The organism is Halomonas sp. TH-94 (genome assembly GCF_057473365.1).
In genome coordinates this window covers 50,567-69,777 of record NZ_JBYCKL010000040.1, presented here as the reverse complement: position 1 = coordinate 69,777, position 19,211 = coordinate 50,567, and the positions used below count along the sequence as shown (strand labels likewise).

Below are 19,211 nucleotides of genomic sequence, written 5' to 3'. Positions count from 1 at the left end.
GGCCTTAAGAGAGTATGGTGCGTACGATTGCCGTCGATGGTCTCATTTGCAGGAACCGTCGCCGTGGGGCACTCTCTTGCTTCTCACCACATTCACAGGGCAGGGGCCTGTCGATGACCGACGTGACTGAAACAGAGACCTTGCAGCCCGTGCGGCAGGGTGGCGAGAGCAATGGCGCCACACGTGAACGCAACGAGCGCGAAATCCTCGAGGCCGCCGAGCGTGTCTTCGCCCAGTTCGGCTATCGTGGCGCCAGCGTTCAGGCCATTGCCGAGGCTGCCGGGTTACCCAAGTCCAATGTGCTCTACTACATGGGCAACAAGCGCGGCCTGTACGTTCGGCTGCTCGAACGCATGATGGCGCGCTGGAATGCGTTGCTCGACGATATCAGTGTGGATGACGATCCGGCCGACGTGCTGGAGGCGTTCATACGCAGCAAGATGCAGCTCTCGCGCAAGCACCCTGAAGGGTCTCGCCTGTTCGCTGCGGAGATACTGGGCGGGGCGCCGTTCCTGCAAGGCTATCTGCGCGGAGAGCTGCGCGACTGGGTTCAGACCCGGTCGAGAATATTCGAGCAATGGGCCGAACGTGGGCTGATGGACCCGGTGGATCCGATGTGGCTGATCTTCCTTATTTGGTCGGCCACCCAGCACTATGCCGACTTCGAGGCCCAGGTGCTGGGTATCACCGGCAAGGACGAGATATCGGATGCCGACCTGGAGCGGATCACTTGCTTCCTGACCCAGGTGATTCTCAAGGGGTGTGGGGTTCGTCCTCGCGGGGGAGAGCTAGGCTGATGGCCACCGTCGCTGCCAGCATGGCACTCGATACCCAAAGCGTGGCGGTAAGCCCCCCGGTCATGTAGAGCCATCCCGAGAGCAAGGTGCCGATCAATCTGCCCATGGCGTTGGCCATGTAGTAGAAGCCGACGTCCAGCGAGACGCCGTCGGCGCGGGCCAGCTTGACGATCAGGTAGCTGTGCAGGCTCGAATTCACTGCGAAGACCGCGCCGAACAGCAAGAGCCCACCGAGCAGCATGATATGTGGCTGCCAATCCAGCCCGAGAGCAATCAGCGCCGGCAGGGCGGCAAGTCCTGCGGCCCATGAAATGGCGGCGGAACGACCGGCATGGCGTCCAGTGATACGCGGCGCCACCGCCTGCACCGCGCCGTAGCCGATCACCCACAGCGCCAGGAAGCCGCCCACGCGCCAGTGGTCCCAGCCGAACTGTGTCGCCAGAAATACCGGCAGCGCTACCACGAACCAGACGTCGCGGGCGCCGAAGAGAAACATTCGCGCCGCCGAAAGAATGTTGATCGCCCGGCTCTTGGAGAAAATCTCGCGAAACTTCGGCTTGGCCTTGGCGCGGCCGAGGTCGGTATCGAGCTTGAGCAGCGACAGAACCAGCACCGCGACGAGCATCACTGCCATCAGCAGGATTGCCCCCTGGAAGCCGATCAGCGTGAGCATCAGCCCGCCGAGAAAGAAGCCGACTCCCTTGAGCGCATTCTTCGAACCCGTGAGCAGTGCGACCCAGCGGTAGAGCGACTGATGGCCGGCATCACCCGCCGGGACCAGGCTCTTGATCGCGCTCTTGGCACTCATCTTGTTGAGGTCCTTGGCGATTCCCGAGAGCGCCTGAGCGGCCATGACCCACAGCACCGTCAGCCAGGCCGTGGGCACCAGCAGCATGGCCAGCGCCACCACCTGCAGCCCGAGCCCCAGGTTCATGGTGCGGTTGAGCCCCAGGCGTGCCCCCAGCCAACCGCCTACCAGGTTGGTGACCACACCGAAGAACTCGTAGAACAGGAACAGCAGCGCCACTTCCAGCGCCGAATAGCCGAGCTGGTGGAAGTAGAGCACCACCAGCATTCGCAGGGCGCCGTCGGTTAGCGTGAAGGCCCAGTAGTTGCCGGTGACCAGGAGATACTGGCGAATCTCTCGGGGCAGGGCGGCGACGCGCGCGATCATACGTCGGCGTTCCCCACCTTGGCGGCCAGCTCCGCGGTGCGACAGGCGTAGCCGTACTCGTTGTCGTACCAGGCGTAGATTTTCACCTGGGTGCCGGCCACCACCATGGTTGAGAGCGCGTCGATGATGGAGCTGCGCGGGTCGCTACGGTAGTCGATGGAGACCAGCGGACGCTCCTCATAGCCCAGGATGCCGGCAAGCTCGCCCTCGGCGGCCTCCTTGAGCAGGGCATTCACTTCTTCCACGGTGGTTTCGCGTTCGACCTCGAAGACCACGTCGGTGAGTGAGGCATTGGCCAGCGGGACCCGCACGGCGTGGCCGTTGAGCTTGCCGGTGAGCTCCGGGAAGATCGCGGTGATCGCCTTTGCCGAGCCGGTGGTCGTCGGAATCAGGCTCATGCCGCAGGCCCGGGCGCGACGTAAATCCTTGTGTGGGCTATCCAGGATCACCTGGGTATTGGTGATGTCGTGGATGGTTGTCATCGAGCCGTGCCGGATGCCGAGCTTTTCGTGGATCACCTTGACCACCGGCGCCAGGCAGTTGGTCGTGCAGCTCGCGGCGGTGACGATACGGTGCTTGGCCGGGTCGAACAGATGATCATTGACCCCCAGCACGACGTTGAGCACGCCCTCCTCCTTGACGGGGGCACTGACCACCACGCGCTTTACCCCCTGTTGGAGATAGCCCTGCAGTTTGTCGCTGGTCTTCATCTTGCCCGAGCACTCGATCACCACGTCGCAGTCGGACCAGTCGGTATCGGCAATGTCGCGGTTGGCGGTGAAGGCGATGTGCCGACCGGCCACCGAGATGGTGCTGCCGGAGGCCGTGATATCATCGCTGCCGCCGGTCCACTGGCCGTGCACCGAGTCGAACTGCAGCAGGTGGGCGAAGGTGGCGGCGTCGCCACCCGGATCGTTGATGCGCACGAATTCGAGGTCGGGATTCGACCAGCCGGCGCGCAGTGCCAGGCGACCGATACGACCGAAGCCATTGATGCCGATGCGTAGCGTCATGGTGCGCTCCTGTCTAACGAGAGGTTGTGGGAATCCGAGGTGAGTCGCTGAAATGTGCCTGGAATATATGGCAAATCGTATATGAAACAGGGTGACAATTCGATGACAGCCGGTGACTTGCCCATCGTGGCTCAGTTGCCGGCTATTCGCGAGGCGTTGGCAACGCATCCGCGAGCCCTGGTGGTGGCTCAGCCGGGGGCGGGCAAGACCACTCGGGTACCGCTGGCGCTGCTCGAGGAGTCGTGGTGCCGGCAGGGAAGGCTGTTGCTGCTCGAGCCTCGACGGGTCGCCGCGCGTTTGGCGGCAGGTTTCATGGCGGATAGCCTGGGGCAGCGCGTGGGAGAGACAGTGGGCTACCGCATGCGTGGCGAGAGCCGGGTGGGGCCGAGCACGCGACTCGAAGTGGTGACCCAGGGCGTACTTACACGAATGCTGCAGGAGGATCCGCTGCTCGAAGGGGTGGCCGGCATCGTCTTCGACGAATTCCACGAACGCAGCCTGGAGGCCGACCTTGGCCTGGCCCTGGCGCTGGATGCGCAAACGGCACGCGACGACCTGCGCCTGCTGGTGATGTCGGCGACCCTCGATGTCGAAGCGCTGCTACGCGTGCTGGGGGAGGAGACGCCTGTCGTCGACAGCCCGGGGCGCAGCTTTCCGGTGGAGACCCGCTATCGTTCGCTCAGCTCGCGTCTCGATGCCCGCACCGAGACGGCACGTCAGCAGGCAGCCGCGGTGGCTGAGGCAATGGCATTGGCCGAGGGCGATGCGCTGGTGTTTCTTCCCGGCGTTGCCGAGATTCGCCGCCTGGCACGGGAGCTGGCAAGCCGTCACCCTGAACTTGCGGTGCGCGAGCTGCACGGCCGCCTGCCCCTGGAAGCGCAGCGTCGCGCACTGCGTCCTGAGCCCGACGGTCGCCGTCGGGTGGTGCTTGCCACCGCCATTGCCGAATCGAGCGTCACTGTCGATGGCGTGCGCATCGTCGTCGATGCCGGCCAGGAGCGGGTGCCGGTGTTCCAGCCGCGCAGCGGCCTTACGCGGCTGGAGACCCGTCGCGTCAATCGGGCCAGCGCCGACCAGCGGCGCGGTCGTGCAGGGCGCCAGGGCCCAGGCTTGTGCCTGCGGCTGTGGGCCGAAGAGCAGCCGATGGTGCCCCACGGCGAGCCCGAGCTGCTGCAGGCCGACCTGGCGCCGCTGGCCTACGAGCTGGCCCGCTGGGGTATCGTCGAACCCGCAGCACTCGACTGGGTTACGCCGCCACCGCCCGGCACCTTGTCGGCAGGCCGCGCGCTGCTTCAGCGGCTCGGCCTACTGGACGAGGGTTTTCTCCTCACCGAGCTGGGCCGTGCCTCGACCCGCTGGCCCACCCATCCAAGACTCGCGGTAATGCTGGAAAGCGCGGCCGAACTCGATGCCAGGCCGCTGGCCTGCGCGTTGGTGGCGGCGCTGGAAGGGCGCGACCTGGACGACGAGCAGGACCTGGAGCAACTGCTCAAGGCCCGCTTGGCCGAGCCCGCGGCGCATCGACAGTGGCAGCGCGAGGCCCAGCGCCTGGCACGCATTGCCGGTGTGCGCCTGGAGGTCGCAAGCCTTGCGCCACTGGGCGAGCTACTCGCCATGGCTTACCCCGAGCGTGTGGCGCAGCGACTTGAAGCAGGGCGTTTTCGACTCGCCAGCGGCGGCCTGGCCACGCTGCCCGCAAACCATGCTCTGGCCAACGCCGCGCTGTTGGTGGCCGCCGAGCTGGATGGTCAGCCCAGCGGCGCACGAATTTACCGCGCCGTATCACTCGACCCAGGGCGGCTCGAGGCGCGCTTCCCCGAAGCGCGTGAATGGCGGGCAAGCGTCGAATGGTCGGATAGCCAGGGGCGGCTGGTCGGCGAGCAGATACGCGGATTGGGTGCTGTGGTATTGGAGCGCCGGCCGCTGCAAGCGCTGCCGGCCGAGGTGGTGTGTGAGGCACTGCTCGACGCACTGCGCCGCCATGGAACCCTGCCATTCGACGAAACCGCAGAGCAGCTACGGGGGCGAGTGGCGCTGCTGCGTCAGACACGGGGCGAAGAGTGGCCGGATTGGTCGGTAACGGCGCTGCTCGACGAACTGGAAGCCTGGCTGGGGCCGCACCTCGACGGCGTCAGAAGTCTCGACGCGGTAGCGCGACTGCCGCTGGGCCGCTTTCTGCTCGACAGCCTCGACTGGGCGCTGCGCAGCCAGCTCGATGCGCTGGCACCGGAGCGTCTCGAAGTGCCCAGCGGCTCGCAGATACGCCTCGACTACACGCCATGCCTGGAGTGCCGGGCGCCGGTGCTGGCCGTCAAGCTTCAAGAGACCTTCGGCTGGCGGGAGTCGCCACGCATTGCCGACGGGCGCGTTGCGGTGCTGCTGCATCTCCTTTCGCCGGCCCGCCGCCCGCTACAGGTCACGGCGGATCTCGCCAGTTTCTGGTCCAACGGCTACGCCGAGGTGCGCCGCGAGATGCGCGGTCGCTATCCCAAGCACCCCTGGCCCGAAGATCCGCTTACTGCCGAGGCCACTGCGCGTACCAAGCGGCGCTCATGAGCCGGGCTGATGCCTTCAACCGGGTAGCAGCGCTGCCACGCCCATGCCCAACGACACGAACCCCAGCGCGATGCCGAAGGCGGGCCAGGGTTGAAGTCGGTTTTCACTCCGCTTGAGCGTCCAGGCCAGCCGTCGAAAGCCACGCTCGCCTCGCCGTTCCAGCGCTTGGCGCCCTGCGTGTCGTGCCCGCCCTACCTGCGGCAGCCGAGGTTTGAGGAGAACCGTCACGACCGCCAGCCCAAGGGCGAAGGATGGCTCCAGCAAGCCGGAGCGCAGGGTGGCGAGCGGTGCTGCGACAAGCGGGGCGTACCACTGCCAGCCCCAGGCCACCAGCACCGGCAGGGCTGCCAGCGTGGCCCAGCCGAGCCACAGCCCGCCGGGTATGTGCAGTGTCTGCCTGCTGGGGGGCGAGCGCCACAGCAGCCACAGCAGGCGCAGCATCAACAGGCCGGTGGCGATGCTTGAGAGGGAGAGCAGCCAGCCAGCCCCCTCGGCTTCCGCCAGCGCATTCTCCATGGTGGTCTTGATCAGCACGCCGCCTGTTGGCGGCACGCCCGCCAGCGCCAGGGCCGGCAGCAGCATGCCGAGCAGTACCCAGCGATGCTCCCTGCCGTGCACCCGGTTGGCCATGCCCGCCCCCAGAAACAGGCTGGCCTTGGCCAGGGAGTGCGTTGCCGCCAGCAGCAGCAGAGCCGTCATGGCGGTGGCCGGTGAGCCGCTGTAGAGCACCAGACCCAGCAGAGCGGTGAGCAGCCCCATCTGACTCACGCTCGACCAGGCCAGCACGACCTTGGCGTGATCGTGAACGATGCCGCGCAGCGCCGCATAGACGGCGGCGACCAGCCCCACCATCACCATGCCGGGGCCCCAGGCCACGGTGGCATCGCTGAGTGGGAGCAGGCGCAGAGCGCCCAGCAGGCCGAGCTTGATCATCAGCCCCGAGAGAATGGCGCTGGCCATGGGCGGTGCGACCGGATGTGCCAGCGGTAGCCAGGCATGCACGCCGATGACACCGGCCTTGATGGCCAGGCCGAATGCCAGGCATCCCAGTGCCAGAGGCGGCAGTTCGTGGCGGGTCAGCCCGGCGAAGCGCAGGTCGCCGGTGGCGCTGGCAATGAGGGCGAGGCCCGCCATCATCGCCACTTCGGCCAGCAGCAGCATGGCCAGGTAGCCCAGGCCGGCCAGACGCGAGGCCCGATGCCCGTCGTGCTGCACCATGGCCCATCCCAGCAGGCTGAGCAGCGCGGCGCCGGTGTAGAAGGTGAGCAGGTCCGAAGCGAGCAGGGTGCACAGGTGGATCACCGCCGCCGCCGCCAGGATGGCCAGTAACCGATGGGCGGCAGGGAAGGTGGCGCGCCAGGTATAAGTGGCCCACAGCACCAGCGGCCAGATGCACAGCGCCGGCAGCAGAAAGGCCAGGCCGGTGGCATCCAGGATCAAGCCGTGCCATGTCGTCAGTGTCATGACGGGACCCAGACCCCAGGCCAGCGCGGCAAGCCCCAGTGCCAGCCAGGAGAGGCGTCGGGTGGTGTCGCTGTGAGTGGGGCGGGAGGCGATAACGGCTGCCCGGCGCGGCTCGGGGCGCAGCCCCAGGTCGAACAGACGCCACAGGCAGGCAGCGGTGAAGAAGGTGCCGAGCAGCACGGTCGCGGCAATGAGGTAATGGCCCTGCGCCAGCGCCCCTTGCAGCAGCCACCACTTGCCGACGAACCCGCCGGTCGGGGGGATGCCCAGCAGGCTGAGACCGGCCAGCGCCATGGCCAGCCAGGCCAGCGGCAGGCGACCGGCGTCGCCGGCCAGCCGGCTGAGGCGATCGTGGCCGTGGGCGACGACGATGGCGCCGGCGGCAATGAACAGGGCACCCTTGGCCAACCCGTGGGCAAGCAACAGCAGCAGGCCGCCCGGAAAGGCAGGGTCGTGCGCAGCGTTCGGCGTGGGCCAGCTCATGTCGGCATCGAGTCCGAGCAGCAGCAGGGCGTAGCCGCTGTGGCAGAGCGTGGACCAGGCAATCAGGAGCTTGAGCCGGGTCTGCAGCGCGGCCTGAACACCGCCCCAGCCCAGTGCCACTATCCCGATCAGAACCAGCCAATCGAGCTGAGCGCTGTGGAGCTGGGCGAGAGGGGCCAGCCACAGACGCCACAGCACGAACAGGGTCGCCGCCACGACCACCGCCGAGAGCATGGCACTGACCGGCGCCTGAGCCTTGGAGTGGGCAGCCGGCAGCCAGGTGTGCAGCGGCACCACGGCGGCCTTGATCAGCAGCCCCAGGGTAAGCAGGGTGGCCGCCAGGCGCATGGTGGCGCCATCCTCGAGCGTGTCGACCAGCAGGCCGAGATCGAGCCGGCCGGTCTGGCCGTAGATCAGTGCCGTTCCCAGCAGGTAAAGCAGCGAAGCCAGCAGCGAGGCCATCAGATAGCGCAGGGCGGCCTCGCCGAAGCGGTCGTGGGGAGAGCGGGCCACCAGGCCAACGCCGGCCAGGGTGACCAGCTCAAGCGTCACGTAGAGATTGAACAGATCCTGGGACAGCAGCATGGCATTGAGGCCGCCCCACATCATCCACCACAGCGGCCACAGATGTCGGTCGCTTGATGTCGACGGATCCAGCAGCAGGGCCAGGCTGGCAGCGCCTGCCACGATGGCCGTCATGCCCAGCATCGAGAGTGTGGGCAGATCGAGGTGCCAGGCGATGCCCAGCGGTGGCGGCCAGTTACCCAAGGCGATGCCGAGGGCCTCCCCGCCCAGCGTCGCCGGCAAGGAGAGGGTAAGGCACATCAGCATGGCAGGCAGCCCCAGAGCCACCTGTCGCTTGGGTGAGAGTGTGCCGAGAAAGGCCGCCAGCGAAAGGCCGAGCGGCAGCAGAATCGATGACGGTAGTGCCCAGGCGGCCAGCCCCGTTGACGTCATTGCGACTCCTCACGCCGTCGTTCGTGGGCACGGATCGTCAACCCCAGTGCCGCGGCCGTGGTGCTCACGGCCACCACGATGCCGGTCAACACCATCACGTGAGGAACCGGATCGATGCCGGAGTCGGTGCGGGCAAGAGTGACCAGCAGGAGAAAGATGGCGCTGGCCAGCACGTTGAGCGCCAGAATGCGACGCAGCAGATCGTCGGTGCGGAACAGACCGATGACGGCCATGCCGCAGAGCAGGGCGGCCACGACGGCATAATAGAGGCTCATCGACCCGGCTCCCCGTAAAGGTAAAGGGCCATCAGCATCAGCGCGATCGAGAGTGCCGTGGCGACTTCCACGGCCAGAATCGCCGACTTGGCCAGCGCCTGGGGAATCGCTAGAAAGGTCCCGGTCAATAGCAGACCGCCCAGGCCGACGGCGAGAAAGAGGGCGAGCCCGGCGATCAGTAACAAGCGCAGCAGGGTCTTGAAGCGTGCCTGCTGCATCCAGCCGACACGGTCGGCCAGTAGCAGCAGAATGCCGCCGGCTCCCAGAACCGCACCAGCTGGGAAGGCTCCACCCGGGGCATGGGCGCCGCGCCACAGTAGATAGGTGGGAACGAGCAGAAACAGCGGATGCAGCAGGCGCGACAGAGCGGGCAGACCGGGCAGTGCAGTCGCCGGAGCAAAGGGACGCAGCGCCGGGCCCAGTGACCAGACCAGCATCACGGCACCAAGCATCACCGCCACTTCGAGCAGCGTGTCAAGCGCGCGGATATTGAGCAGTACAGCGGTCACGGCATGGCTGACTCCGGTGGCGTCCAGCTCGGCCGTCACCTCGGCGGCCAGACCGGGGCGTGAGAGTCGTTGAACGCCCCAGGCCAGCCATCCTGCGCTGAAGCATGCGGTGAAGATGGCTGGGTAGCGCCAGTAGCGGTGCCACTGCTGCGGGTGGGAACCGACAGCGGCCGCGCTGGGCAGGCGTCCCAGCGCGGTGAGCAGCAGTGCGCCGGTCACGCCGGCGCCGATGGCGGCCTCTGCCAGGGCAATGTCCGGGGCTTCGAGGCGTACCCAGACCAGCGCCATGAGCAGGTTGAAGGCCATGAAGTGCACTACGGCGGCGAAGCGTTGAGGCAAGAACAATGCCTGCCAGCCGAGCCAGATCAGGCCGGCGGCGAGCAGCAGATCGAAGCCCACGGTCAACGCCGTCATTCGTGCGGTTCCCGACGCGCCTCCCGGCTTGCGCCCGTGCGGTTCTGCCAGGGACGAATGCCGCAAGCATCGGCCGTCGATGCCACCAGCGTGGCGCCGATGCCCGATGCCAGCAGCACCAGTAGCCAAACCAACATGATCTTGGCAGCCTCGGCAAGGCTCCCGGCCTGCAGCGCCAAGCCGGAACAGAGCAGCCCGAGCCCCAAATTGTCCGCCTTGGTCAGGGCATGCAGCCGGGTGAAGATATCGGGAAAGCGAATGATACCAAGGCTGCCCGTAACGAAGAACAGGGCGCCGGCGGCGATCAGAAGATGGCTGAACACCTCGTGCCACTCAGTCATGCCTGGCCTCCTCGCGTGCCTCGCCGTCTTCTCTCAGCAGCGTCCAGGTGCGGGTGACGAAGTTGGCCATGGCAACCGCAGCAAGCAGGGCAACCAGCAATGCAACGTCGATCAGTACCGGCTGTTCGACCAGCGCGCTCAATATCAGAAGCACGGCTACGGTCGCCGTCGTTATCAGCTCTGCGGCGATCATGCGGTCGGCGCTGGTGGGCCCCTGCCAGATGCGCCAGGCACCGATACCGGCATTGGCCAGCAGCAGGACGGCGGCGAACAGGTAGATCGGAGTCATGGGAAGCCTCCTTTACGACGATGCCCACCACCGAAAAGCGCATCGACGTGACTTTCCAGGCGCTGCAGCATGGCGGCGATGCCGTCTCGATAGTGCAACACATGCACTTGGAGACGGTCGCTATCGATACGTACGGTGAGAGTGCCGGGGAGCAGGTTGATCAAGGTTGCCATGAACAATCGGCTGGAGGTGTCGTCCAGCCGCTGCCAGCGATGTTCGATGACTCGTGTATCGAGCTGCATGCGTGGACGACAGGCGAGCCAGGCTACCTCGATACCGCCGCGCAGGCCGAGCCACAGGGCCAGCGTCAGCAGGCGCAGCCAAGCCAGTGGCCGCAGCGGCAGGTTGGGAGCCGGCATCACTAGTGCGGCGGCGATGATGGCAGGCACTCCCCAGCGCCAGCTCTCCGCTTCGCCGCCGCTTAGGATCCACCACAGCAAGGCGAGCAGGGTCAGGCGGCCGACCCAGTTGCGCCAATCGCCAAACTTAGTTGGCAGATGTCGTCGCCTCGTCATGGCGGTCCGAGTGGGTGGCATCCGCTCCCTCGCGCTTGCGCAGGATGAACTTCTCAAGCTCCACGACCAGATAGAGCGCGATGCTCCCGGCCAGTATGACCAGCCAGTGAATCGGCGACAGGGCAGCGCTGCCGAATACCGTCTGCATGAACGGAATGTAGGTCCAGCCCAGCTGCAGCACTACCACCAGCCCGATGGCGACCCATACCGGACGGCTGCCGAAGATACCGTGCAGGGAGAGGGTGCTGTTGACCAGGAAGCGGCTATTGATGAGATAGGCGGCGCTGCCCATCACCAGCATGTTGACCGCCCCGGTGCGTGCCATCTCTTCGCTGCCGCCCTGCAGCTGCATGATCCACAGGAACATGCCGAACACACCGGCCAGCAACAGGAGCGAGACGAAGAACACACGCCAAAGCAGGAACAGGTCGAGCAGGGCTGCGGATGGGTCCCGGGGCTCGCGCTGCATTATGTCGTCCTCGGCCTTCTCGAAGGCCAGCGCCAGGCCCAGCGTCACGGCTACCACCATGTTGACCCACAGCGCCTGCAAGGGCGTGACCGGTAGCATCGTGCCGGCCAGCACCGCCAGCATGATGGCCAGGCCCTGGCCACCATTGGTGGGCAGAATGAAGGTGACGGTCTTGCGGATGTTGTCGTAGACCTTGCGACCCTCCTCGATGGCGCCGACGATGGTGGCGAAATTGTCGTCGGCCAGTACCATCTCTGCCGCTTCCTTGGCGGCCTCGGTGCCCTGGATGCCCATGGCGACACCCACGTCGGCACGCTTGAGTGCCGGGCCGTCGTTGACCCCGTCGCCGGTCATCGCACAGATGCCACCCTTGGCCTGCATCGCCTTCACCAGGCGCAGCTTGTGCTCGGGTGCGGCACGTGCGAAGACATCGACCTCGAGGATGCACTCTTCCAGCGCTTCGTCCGACATCTCCTCGATTTCACGACCGGTCAGTGCGCGTTCGGTGTTGGCGAAACCGAGCTGCTGAGCGATGGCTCTGGCGGTGACTGCATGGTCCCCGGTCACCATGACCGGACGAATACCGGCCTGAAGACACTGTTCCACCGCCTCGATGGCAGCCTCCCGCGGGGGGTCGAGCAGGCCGATCAGGCCGAGCAGCACCAGTCCATTCTCGGCATCCTCGTCGCTGAGCTCGCCGGAGATCTCGCTGGCATCCTTTTCCGCCAGGGCCAGCACGCGCAGGCCGCGCGAGGAGAGATCGTGGATACGCTTTTCCCAGGTAGCCTGATCGAGATCGCTGTCGCCGTCATCGCCACGTACCTTATGGCACATCTCCAGCAGGCGGTCGGGCGCCCCCTTGACCAGCAGGCGCTTGCCCTCCAGATCATTGAGGGTGGCCATGTACTTGCGCTCGGATTCGAAGGGAATCGAATCCTGGCGTTGATGTTCGTCACGCAGCTGAGCGGTTTCCAGCCCGCCCTTGGCACCGGCAACCACCAGCGCGCCCTCGGTGGGATCGCCGTGGATCGTCCAGCGCTCATCCTCTTCGGCGAGCTCGGCGTCGTTGCACAGCACACCGACCTTGAGGAAGTGTGCCAGCGCTGGGTAGTCGTCCGGCGAGACCTCCTCACCCTGCTCATCGTCCTCGGTATTCTCTGGGGCCTTGTGTAACTTGCCCTCCGGGGCGAAGCCTATCCCCGAGAGACGGAATTCGCCCTCCGGCAGCCAGATCGCCTGAGCGGTCATTTCGTTACGGGTGAGAGTGCCGGTCTTGTCGGAAAAGATGGTCGAGATCGAGCCAAGGGTTTCCACTGCCGGCAGCCGACGGATGATGGCGTTGCGCTTGGCCATGACCTGCACGCCGAGGGCCAGGGTGATGGTGACGATGGCGGGAAGCCCTTCGGGAATCGCGGCAACCGCGAGCCCCACTGCTGCCATGAACATGGCGCTGATCGGCTCGCCGTGCAGTACCACGCCGATGGTGGCGGTCAGGGCGGCGGCGCCGAGAATGAAAAACGCCAGCACGCGGCCGGCACGATCGAGCTGCTGCAATAACGGCGTCTTGAGCTGCTCCACGCCGCGCAGCATTTCGGAGATACGGCCTATTTCGGTGCGGGTGCCGGTTTCCACCACCAGGCCTTGGGCGGTGCCCTGAACCACGATGGTACTGGCAAACACCATGGCGCTGCGGTCGCCAAGGTCGGCATCCTCTTCGACCGGGTCCGTCTGCTTGTCGACCGGGGTGGATTCGCCGGTCAGAGCGGCTTCCTCGGTGCGCAGGCGCTTGGCTTCGAGCAGGCGCAGGTCTGCCGGTACACGGTCGCCGCTCTCCAGCATGACGATGTCGCCAGGCACCAGCTCTTCGGCATCGATGGTCTGGCGCCTGCCGCCACGCAGCACCGACGCCTGGGGTGAAAGCATGTTGCGTATGCTCTCGAGGGCCTGTTCGGCCTTGCCCTCCTGAATGAAGCCGATCAGGGCGATGATGATCACCACCCCGACGATGGCCCCCGCATCGAGGGTATGGCCAAGGGCCAGACTCGCCACTGCCTCCACCAGCAGGATAATCATCAGGATGTTGTTGAACTGATCCAGCAGCCTTCGCCACCAGGGGCGCCCCTCCTCCTGTTTGAGCTGGTTGGGGCCGTACTTGTCCAGGCGTGACTTGGCCTCCTGGTCGCTCAGCCCATCGCTGCTGCTGTCGAGTTTTTCCTGGGCTTCTGCCAAGGGCAAGGCGTGCCAGGCGGTGCGGGAATCGTCTTGGCGATCGGCCATTTCCTTATCTCCGATAGCGTGGTGAAAGTCGTTCAGATGTAACATACACGGTGCTGCATTGCCGTGATCCAGCGCAAGTTACGCCACCAACTCCTTGTCACATCGATATTACCGGCTAGCTGCCATGAGGCGGGAAGGCCTGGGCTCGTCGCAGTCCTGACAAACCCTGTCATGGCGAGTGCAGGTACGTCTTGGCCCTAGTGTAGGAACAGTGAAGAGTGAGAGGAAACCGCCGTCCTGTTTCGGTGGGTATCCTGTTGGCCACCATGCCCTGGGCCTTGCGCTATGATGATGCCCTCAATGGAGCGGAGAGACGATGTCTGCCACTAACACGCGCTGTCCCTGTGGCAGTGAGCTGAACTTGAGCGAATGTTGCGGTCACTATCACGCCGGTGCCCTTGCACCCACCCCCGAAGCTTTGATGCGCTCCCGCTACAGCGCTTTTGCCCTTGGGCTTCACGCCTACCTGGTCGAAACCTGGCACGCCAGTACACGACCCACCGAGCTGCACCTGGACGATGCTACCCGCTGGGTGCGTCTCGACGTGCTCGATCACGACATGCAAGGCGAGCGTGGACGCGTGCATTTTCGCGCCACCTTTCGTGAAGGAAGACGCTGGGGCAGGCTAGAGGAGAACTCGCGCTTCGTGCACGAGGAGGGCCGCTGGTTCTATGTCGATGGCGAGCCTACGCTCGAGCGACTCAAACCCGGCCGCAACGACTCTTGCCCTTGCGGCAGCGGTCGCAAGTTCAAGAGCTGCTGCGGCTTGGCGTGAGAGAGGTGGCCTAGAGCACCATGGCGGCCAGCCAGCCGAAGCCGATCAGTGGCAGGTTGTAGTGCAGAAAGGTCGGTATCACGGTGTCCCGGATATGGTCATGCTGGCCGTCGGCATTCAACCCCGCGGTTGGGCCTAGGGTCGAGTCGGAGGCCGGCGACCCGGCATCGCCCAGTGCCGCGGCGGTGCCCACCAGGGCAATGGTGGCCATGGGTGAGAAACCGAAGCTGAGCGCCAGCGGTACGTAGAGCGAAGCGATGATCGGCACGGTGGAGAACGACGAGCCGATTCCCATGGTGATGAACAGGCCGACGAGCAGCATGATCAGTGCCGCCAGCCCCTTGTTGTCGCCGATGAGCCCCGCCGAACCTTCCACCAGGGCAGGCACCTCTCCGGTGGCCTGCATCACCCCGGCGAAACCCGCCGCGCTGATCATGATGAAACCCACCAGCGCCATCATGCGCATGCCTTCGGTGAAGATGTCGTCCTGCTCGTGCCAGCGGAACACGCCGCTGACGGACAGCAGGGCGAAGCCGAACAGTCCACCCAGCACCATCGAGCCCGAGAGCAGCTGGATCGCCACGGTGCCCACCAGCGAGGCGGCTAGCACGGCCATTTGCCAGGGCGCCAGGTGGCGAGCGGCCTCGGCTGGCGTCTCGTCGCCGTGAGCCAGGTCGCGGTCCTCATAGTGGCGCGGCCGGCGATAGCTGAACAGCACGGCGACGGCGAGCCCCAGCGCCATGCCGCCAATGGGCATCAGCATGGCCATGGGCACCATGCCGCGGGTCACTTCCAGGCCGAGTTCGGCACCGCTTTCGTTGAGATTGGCCAGCAGAATGTCGTTGAGGAAGATCGCACCGAAGCCCACCGGTAGCAGCATGTAGGGTGCGGTGATGCCGAAGGTGATGACGCAGGCCGCCACGCGGCGATCCAGACGCAGGTGATTCATCAGCTTGAGCAGCGGTGGCACCAGCACCGGGATGAAGGCGATGTGCACCGGAATCAGGTTCTGCGAACTCACCGCCGCGGCGAGCAGGGCGCCCAGCAGGGTAAAGGCGACCCAGCGTCGGCTCTCGGGCTTGCCGTCCAGGTGCAGGCCGCGGATCGCTCGTTCGGCGAGCAGCTCGGTGACTCCGGAGCGTGCCAGGGCCACGGCGAAGGCGCCCAGCACGGCGTAGGAGAGAGCAATGGTGGCGCCATTGCCGAGCCCCTGGTTGAAGGCGTCCATGATCTCACCGATGGGCATGCCTGCCACCAGCCCGCCAACCAGGCTGGCGGCGATCAGGGCGAAGACGACGGAAACTCGGGCAAGGCTGAGGGTGACCATGACCAGGATGGCCAGAACGATGGCATTCATAACGGCTCTTGGGCTGGAGAATCGGACCGAAGGGAAAGGTACTGACCAACGAAAGCCCCGACTTTGCGGGTCGGGGCAGCGTATCTTACCTCAGCTTGGCGGCCGGGTCAGTGGCTCGGCAGCAGTTCCACCGGCACCAGCGCGTTGAGTACCCGCGAGGCGATGAGTTGCGTGGCGCCTTCGATATCCGGGCCGAAAAAGCGATCGCGATCGTAGTAGTCGACATGGCCGCGAAGCGCCTTGCGCGCTTGTTCCAGCATCGGCGTGGTGGTCAGGCGCCGGCTCTGCGCGTCGGTGCGAAAATCGAGCCCCTGACAGGCGGCCAGCCACTCGATGGCGACGATCCCTCTCACGTTGTCGGCCATCTCCCACAGGCGCTTGCCGGCTGCCGGGGCCATGGAGACATGGTCTTCCTGATTGGCCGAGGTGGGCAGGCTGTCGACGCTGTGAGGGTGGGCCAGGGCCTTGTTCTCGCTGGCCAGCGCCGCAGCGGTGACCTGGGCGATCATGAAGCCGGAGTTGACGCCGCCGTTCTGCACCAGGAAGGGCGGCAGCTGCGACATGTGGGTGTCCATCATCAGCGAGACGCGGCGCTCGGTGAGCGAGCCGATCTCGGCGATGGCCAGGGCCAGGTTGTCGGCGGCCATGGCCACCGGTTCGGCGTGGAAATTGCCACCGGAGAGGATGTCGCCCGCGTCACTGAACACCAGCGGGTTGTCGGAGACTGCATTGATCTCGATGGCCAGCACTTCAGCGGCCTGGCGAATCTGAGTCAGCACCGCGCCCATTACCTGGGGCTGACAGCGCAGCGAGTAGGGGTCCTGGACCTTGTCGCAATCGGCGTGGGAGTCGCTGATCTCGCTGCGCTCGCCAAGCAGGTGGCGATAGGCCGCGGCGGCGTCGATCTGACCGCGCTGGCCTCGAGCGTCGTGGATGCGTGGATCGAAGGGTGAGCGTGAGCTCAGCGTGGCCTCGACCGTCAGGGCGCCGCACACCGTGGCAGCCGCGAACAGGTCTTCGGCTTCGAACAGACCCTTGAGGGCATAGGCGGTGGATACCTGGGTGCCGTTGAGCAGCGCCAGCCCTTCCTTGGGGGCGAGCCTGAGCGGCTGGAGCCCGGCGATCTCGAGGGCCTGGCGGGCCGGAATCCATTCGCCGCGATGGCGTGCCTTGCCTTCGCCGAGCAGCACCACGCTCATGTGGGCGAGCGGTGCCAGGTCGCCGGAAGCACCCACCGATCCCTTGAGCGGAATGTGCGGGTAGACCTCGGCATTGACCAGGGCGAGCAGGGCGTCGAGCACCTCGCGGCGAATGCCGGAGAAGCCCCGGGCCAGGCTGTTCACCTTGAGCACCATGATGAGCCGCACCAGGGCGTCTTCCATGGGTGCCCCCACGCCGGTGGCGTGAGATAGCACCAGCGAGCGCTGCAGCTCCTCCAGGTTGTCGTGGTCGATGCGGGTCTGGGCCAGCAGGCCGAAGCCGGTGTTGATGCCGTAGACGGTGCGGTCTTCGGCGACGACGCGATTGACGCAGTCTACGCTGCGCTGAATGGCGGCGTCGGCGCTGTCGGGTAGCGTCACGCGTAGCGGCGCCTCGAAGACCTGGCGCGCCTGGGCCAGGGTCATCTTGCCAGGTTGGATGTCGAGATGAGGCATGGATGTCTCTCTGGTAAAGGGGTTGGCGGCTGAAGCGATGAGCCGTGCCGGCAACAAGCTTTCGCGAGGGCGCTGTGAACCCATCCCTGGGCGCTACTTTTGCCATCCATGGCAAAAGACCCTCGCTTCCCCTTGTCCGCGGCACACATCGCCGAACGTTGAGGCGCTGTTACTTATCGAGCATCGGCATATCCAACCCGTTTTCCCGGGCGCAATGCTTGGCGATATCGTACCCGGCATCGGCGTGACGCATCACCCCGGTGCCCGGGTCGTTGCGCAGCACTCGGCCGAGGCGGACGTGAGCGTCATCGGTACCGTCGGCGACGATCACCACCCCGGCATGCTGGGAGTATCCCATGCCCACGCCGCCGCCATGGTGCAGCGAGACCCAGGTGGCGCCGCCGGCGGTGTTGAGCAGGGCGTTGAGCAGCGGCCAGTCGGAGACGGCGTCGGAGCCGTCCAGCATGGCTTCGGTCTCGCGGTTGGGGCTTGCCACCGAGCCGGAGTCGAGATGGTCGCGACCGATGACCACCGGCGCCTTGAGCTCGCCGGTTCTTACCATCTCGTTGAAGGCCTGGCCGAGGCGGGCGCGATCCTTGAGCCCCACCCAGCAGATACGCGCCGGCAGTCCCTGGAAGCTGATGCGCTCGCGGGCCATGTCGAGCCAGCGGTGCAGGTGCGGGTCGTCGGGAATCAGCTCCTTGACCTTGGCGTCGGTCTTGTAGATGTCCTCCGGATCGCCGGAGAGCGCCGCCCAGCGGAAGGGGCCGATGCCCTGGCAGAACAGCGGGCGGATATAGGCCGGTACGAAGCCGGGGAAGTCGAAGGCGTTGGCTACCCCCTCCTCCTTGGCCATCTGGCGAATGTTGTTGCCGTAGTCGAAGGTCGGCACACCCATCTGCTGGAAGTCGAGCATGGCCTGCACGTGCACCGCCATGGACTGCTTGGCGGCCTTGACCACCGCCTCGGCTTCGCTCTTGCCGCGCGTCACGTACTCGTCCCAGCTCCAGCCAGACGGCAGGTAGCCGTGCAGTGGGTCATGGGCGCTGGTCTGGTCGGTAACCATGTCGGGCCTGACACCGCGTTTTACCAGTTCCGGCAGTACGTCGGCGGCGTTGGCGCACAGACCGATGGAGACCGCCTTGCCTTCGGTGGTGTAGCGCTCGATGCGTGCGATGGCATCGTCGAGGTCGTCCGCCTGTTCGTCCAGATAGCGGGTGCGCAGGCGGAAGTCGATGCGCGATTGCTGGCATTCGATGTTGAGCGAGCAGGCGCCGGCGAGGCTCGCTGCCAGCGGCTGGGCGCCGCCCATGCCGCCAAGGCCGGCGGTGAGGATCCAGCGGCCCTGCAGGTTGCCGTCATAGTGCTGACGGCCGGCCTCGACGAAAGTCTCGTAGGTGCCCTGGACGATGCCCTGGGAGCCGATGTAGATCCACGAGCCGGCGGTCATCTGGCCGTACATCATCAGGCCCTTGCGGTCGAGCTCGTTGAAGTGCTCCCAGTTGGCCCAGGCCGGCACCAGGTTGGAGTTGGCCAGCAGCACCCGCGGGGCATCCTTGTGGGTCTCGAAGACGCCCACCGGCTTGCCCGACTGGATCAGCAGCGTCTGGTGGTCCTCCAGGCGCCTGAGAGTGTCGACGATGGCGTCGAAGCACTGCCAGTCGCGGGCGGCACGGCCGATGCCGCCGTAGACCACCAGGTCCTCGGGGCGTTCGGCCACGTCGGGGTGAAGGTTGTTCATCAGCATCCGCAGCGGCGCTTCGGTGAGCCAGCTCTTGCAGCTGAGCTCGCTGCCGGTGGGGGCTGCAATTTGCCGGCTGGCGTCGTGGCGGGGATCGGCAGGGGCGGTATGGCTGTTCATCGTCGTATCTCTCTGAGTGATGGCGTAAGT

15 protein-coding genes are annotated in these 19,211 nt (G+C 66.0%); 3 read left to right on the top strand and 12 right to left on the bottom strand.

All coding sequences use genetic code 11. The annotated features are described in order from the left end of the window. Window positions 1–113: 113 nt before the first annotated feature. Complete coding sequence (locus tag AC2VNO_RS08030; RefSeq protein ID WP_486933643.1) at window positions 114–797, top strand: TetR family transcriptional regulator C-terminal domain-containing protein; 684 nt, start codon at window positions 114–116, stop codon at window positions 795–797. On the opposite strand, the gene arsJ is transcribed toward AC2VNO_RS08030, so the two are convergent. Beyond that, a complete protein-coding gene (gene arsJ, locus AC2VNO_RS08025) occupies window positions 754–1,971 on the bottom strand; it encodes an organoarsenical effux MFS transporter ArsJ (protein ID WP_486933642.1) in 1,218 nt (405 codons plus the stop codon). The genes AC2VNO_RS08030 and arsJ overlap by 44 nt on opposite strands. Beyond that, window positions 1,968–2,984: an ArsJ-associated glyceraldehyde-3-phosphate dehydrogenase gene (locus AC2VNO_RS08020; RefSeq protein ID WP_486933641.1), complete on the bottom strand. Its 1,017-nt coding sequence runs from the start codon at window positions 2,982–2,984 to the stop codon at window positions 1,968–1,970. Before AC2VNO_RS08020 ends, arsJ begins: the two co-directional genes overlap by 4 nt. Before the next feature lie 102 nt (window positions 2,985–3,086). On the opposite strand from AC2VNO_RS08020, the gene hrpB reads away from it, so the two are divergent. Next, window positions 3,087–5,540 carry an ATP-dependent helicase HrpB gene (gene hrpB, locus AC2VNO_RS08015; RefSeq protein WP_486933640.1) on the top strand — a complete coding sequence of 818 codons (2,454 nt, stop codon included), beginning with the start codon at window positions 3,087–3,089 and terminating at the stop codon, window positions 5,538–5,540. A gap of 15 nt (window positions 5,541–5,555) precedes the next feature. On the opposite strand, the gene AC2VNO_RS08010 is transcribed toward hrpB, so the two are convergent. The 7 genes from AC2VNO_RS08010 to AC2VNO_RS07980 are packed head-to-tail and all read right to left on the bottom strand — an operon-like array spanning window position 5,556 to window position 13,533. After that, complete coding sequence (locus AC2VNO_RS08010; RefSeq protein ID WP_486933639.1) at window positions 5,556–8,444, bottom strand: proton-conducting transporter transmembrane domain-containing protein; 2,889 nt, start codon at window positions 8,442–8,444, stop codon at window positions 5,556–5,558. Continuing rightward, window positions 8,441–8,719 carry an NADH-quinone oxidoreductase subunit K gene (locus AC2VNO_RS08005; RefSeq protein WP_486933638.1) on the bottom strand — a complete coding sequence of 93 codons (279 nt, stop codon included), beginning with the start codon at window positions 8,717–8,719 and terminating at the stop codon, window positions 8,441–8,443. Before AC2VNO_RS08005 ends, AC2VNO_RS08010 begins: the two co-directional genes overlap by 4 nt. Next, window positions 8,716–9,642 (bottom strand): hydrogenase subunit MbhD domain-containing protein, encoded by a 927-nt coding sequence (locus AC2VNO_RS08000; protein WP_486933637.1) that lies wholly within the window; start codon window positions 9,640–9,642, stop codon window positions 8,716–8,718. The genes AC2VNO_RS08005 and AC2VNO_RS08000 overlap by 4 nt, the downstream gene beginning before the upstream one ends. After that, complete coding sequence (locus tag AC2VNO_RS07995) at window positions 9,639–9,983, bottom strand: cation:proton antiporter (RefSeq protein WP_486933636.1); 345 nt, start codon at window positions 9,981–9,983, stop codon at window positions 9,639–9,641. Before AC2VNO_RS07995 ends, AC2VNO_RS08000 begins: the two co-directional genes overlap by 4 nt. Further along, a complete protein-coding gene (locus tag AC2VNO_RS07990) occupies window positions 9,976–10,272 on the bottom strand; it encodes an MrpF/PhaF family protein (RefSeq protein WP_486933635.1) in 297 nt (98 codons plus the stop codon). Before AC2VNO_RS07990 ends, AC2VNO_RS07995 begins: the two co-directional genes overlap by 8 nt. Continuing rightward, window positions 10,269–10,787 carry a Na+/H+ antiporter subunit E gene (locus tag AC2VNO_RS07985; RefSeq protein ID WP_486933634.1) on the bottom strand — a complete coding sequence of 173 codons (519 nt, stop codon included), beginning with the start codon at window positions 10,785–10,787 and terminating at the stop codon, window positions 10,269–10,271. The genes AC2VNO_RS07990 and AC2VNO_RS07985 overlap by 4 nt, the downstream gene beginning before the upstream one ends. Further along, window positions 10,759–13,533 (bottom strand): cation-translocating P-type ATPase, encoded by a 2,775-nt coding sequence (locus tag AC2VNO_RS07980; protein ID WP_486933633.1) that lies wholly within the window; start codon window positions 13,531–13,533, stop codon window positions 10,759–10,761. The genes AC2VNO_RS07985 and AC2VNO_RS07980 overlap by 29 nt, the downstream gene beginning before the upstream one ends. Before the next feature lie 316 nt (window positions 13,534–13,849). Between AC2VNO_RS07980 and AC2VNO_RS07975 the strand changes: the two genes are divergently transcribed. Beyond that, complete coding sequence (locus tag AC2VNO_RS07975; RefSeq protein ID WP_486933632.1) at window positions 13,850–14,308, top strand: YchJ family protein; 459 nt, start codon at window positions 13,850–13,852, stop codon at window positions 14,306–14,308. Window positions 14,309–14,318: 10 nt separating this feature from the next. Here AC2VNO_RS07975 and AC2VNO_RS07970 read toward each other — a convergent pair whose 3' ends face one another. From AC2VNO_RS07970 to hutU, 3 genes are all read right to left on the bottom strand, one after another. Next, complete coding sequence (locus tag AC2VNO_RS07970) at window positions 14,319–15,665, bottom strand: Na+/H+ antiporter family protein (protein WP_486933631.1); 1,347 nt, start codon at window positions 15,663–15,665, stop codon at window positions 14,319–14,321. Window positions 15,666–15,772: 107 nt separating this feature from the next. Continuing rightward, window positions 15,773–17,320, bottom strand: a complete 1,548-nt coding sequence (gene hutH / locus AC2VNO_RS07965) for a histidine ammonia-lyase (RefSeq protein ID WP_486933630.1) — start codon at window positions 17,318–17,320, stop codon at window positions 15,773–15,775. Window positions 17,321–17,489: 169 nt separating this feature from the next. Beyond that, window positions 17,490–19,181, bottom strand: coding sequence for a urocanate hydratase (gene hutU, locus AC2VNO_RS07960; RefSeq protein WP_486933629.1), 1,692 nt, complete (start codon window positions 19,179–19,181; stop codon window positions 17,490–17,492). Window positions 19,182–19,211 lie beyond the last annotated feature (30 nt).

Bases quoted from the DNA above. Each gene is read 5' to 3' on its own strand.
- AC2VNO_RS08030 (WP_486933643.1), top strand. From the start codon at position 114: ATGACCGACGTGACTGAAACAGAGACCTTGCAGCCCGTGCGGCAGGGT.
- arsJ (WP_486933642.1), bottom strand. From the start codon at position 1,971: ATGATCGCGCGCGTCGCCGCCCTGCCCCGAGAGATTCGCCAGTATCTC.
- AC2VNO_RS08020 (WP_486933641.1), bottom strand. From the start codon at position 2,984: ATGACGCTACGCATCGGCATCAATGGCTTCGGTCGTATCGGTCGCCTG.
- hrpB (WP_486933640.1), top strand. From the start codon at position 3,087: ATGACAGCCGGTGACTTGCCCATCGTGGCTCAGTTGCCGGCTATTCGC.
- AC2VNO_RS08010 (WP_486933639.1), bottom strand. From the start codon at position 8,444: ATGACGTCAACGGGGCTGGCCGCCTGGGCACTACCGTCATCGATTCTG.
- AC2VNO_RS08005 (WP_486933638.1), bottom strand. From the start codon at position 8,719: ATGAGCCTCTATTATGCCGTCGTGGCCGCCCTGCTCTGCGGCATGGCC.
- AC2VNO_RS08000 (WP_486933637.1), bottom strand. From the start codon at position 9,642: ATGACGGCGTTGACCGTGGGCTTCGATCTGCTGCTCGCCGCCGGCCTG.
- AC2VNO_RS07995 (WP_486933636.1), bottom strand. From the start codon at position 9,983: ATGACTGAGTGGCACGAGGTGTTCAGCCATCTTCTGATCGCCGCCGGC.
- AC2VNO_RS07990 (WP_486933635.1), bottom strand. From the start codon at position 10,272: ATGACTCCGATCTACCTGTTCGCCGCCGTCCTGCTGCTGGCCAATGCC.
- AC2VNO_RS07985 (WP_486933634.1), bottom strand. From the start codon at position 10,787: ATGACGAGGCGACGACATCTGCCAACTAAGTTTGGCGATTGGCGCAAC.
- AC2VNO_RS07980 (WP_486933633.1), bottom strand. From the start codon at position 13,533: ATGGCCGATCGCCAAGACGATTCCCGCACCGCCTGGCACGCCTTGCCC.
- AC2VNO_RS07975 (WP_486933632.1), top strand. From the start codon at position 13,850: ATGTCTGCCACTAACACGCGCTGTCCCTGTGGCAGTGAGCTGAACTTG.
- AC2VNO_RS07970 (WP_486933631.1), bottom strand. From the start codon at position 15,665: ATGAATGCCATCGTTCTGGCCATCCTGGTCATGGTCACCCTCAGCCTT.
- hutH (WP_486933630.1), bottom strand. From the start codon at position 17,320: ATGCCTCATCTCGACATCCAACCTGGCAAGATGACCCTGGCCCAGGCG.
- hutU (WP_486933629.1), bottom strand. From the start codon at position 19,181: ATGAACAGCCATACCGCCCCTGCCGATCCCCGCCACGACGCCAGCCGG.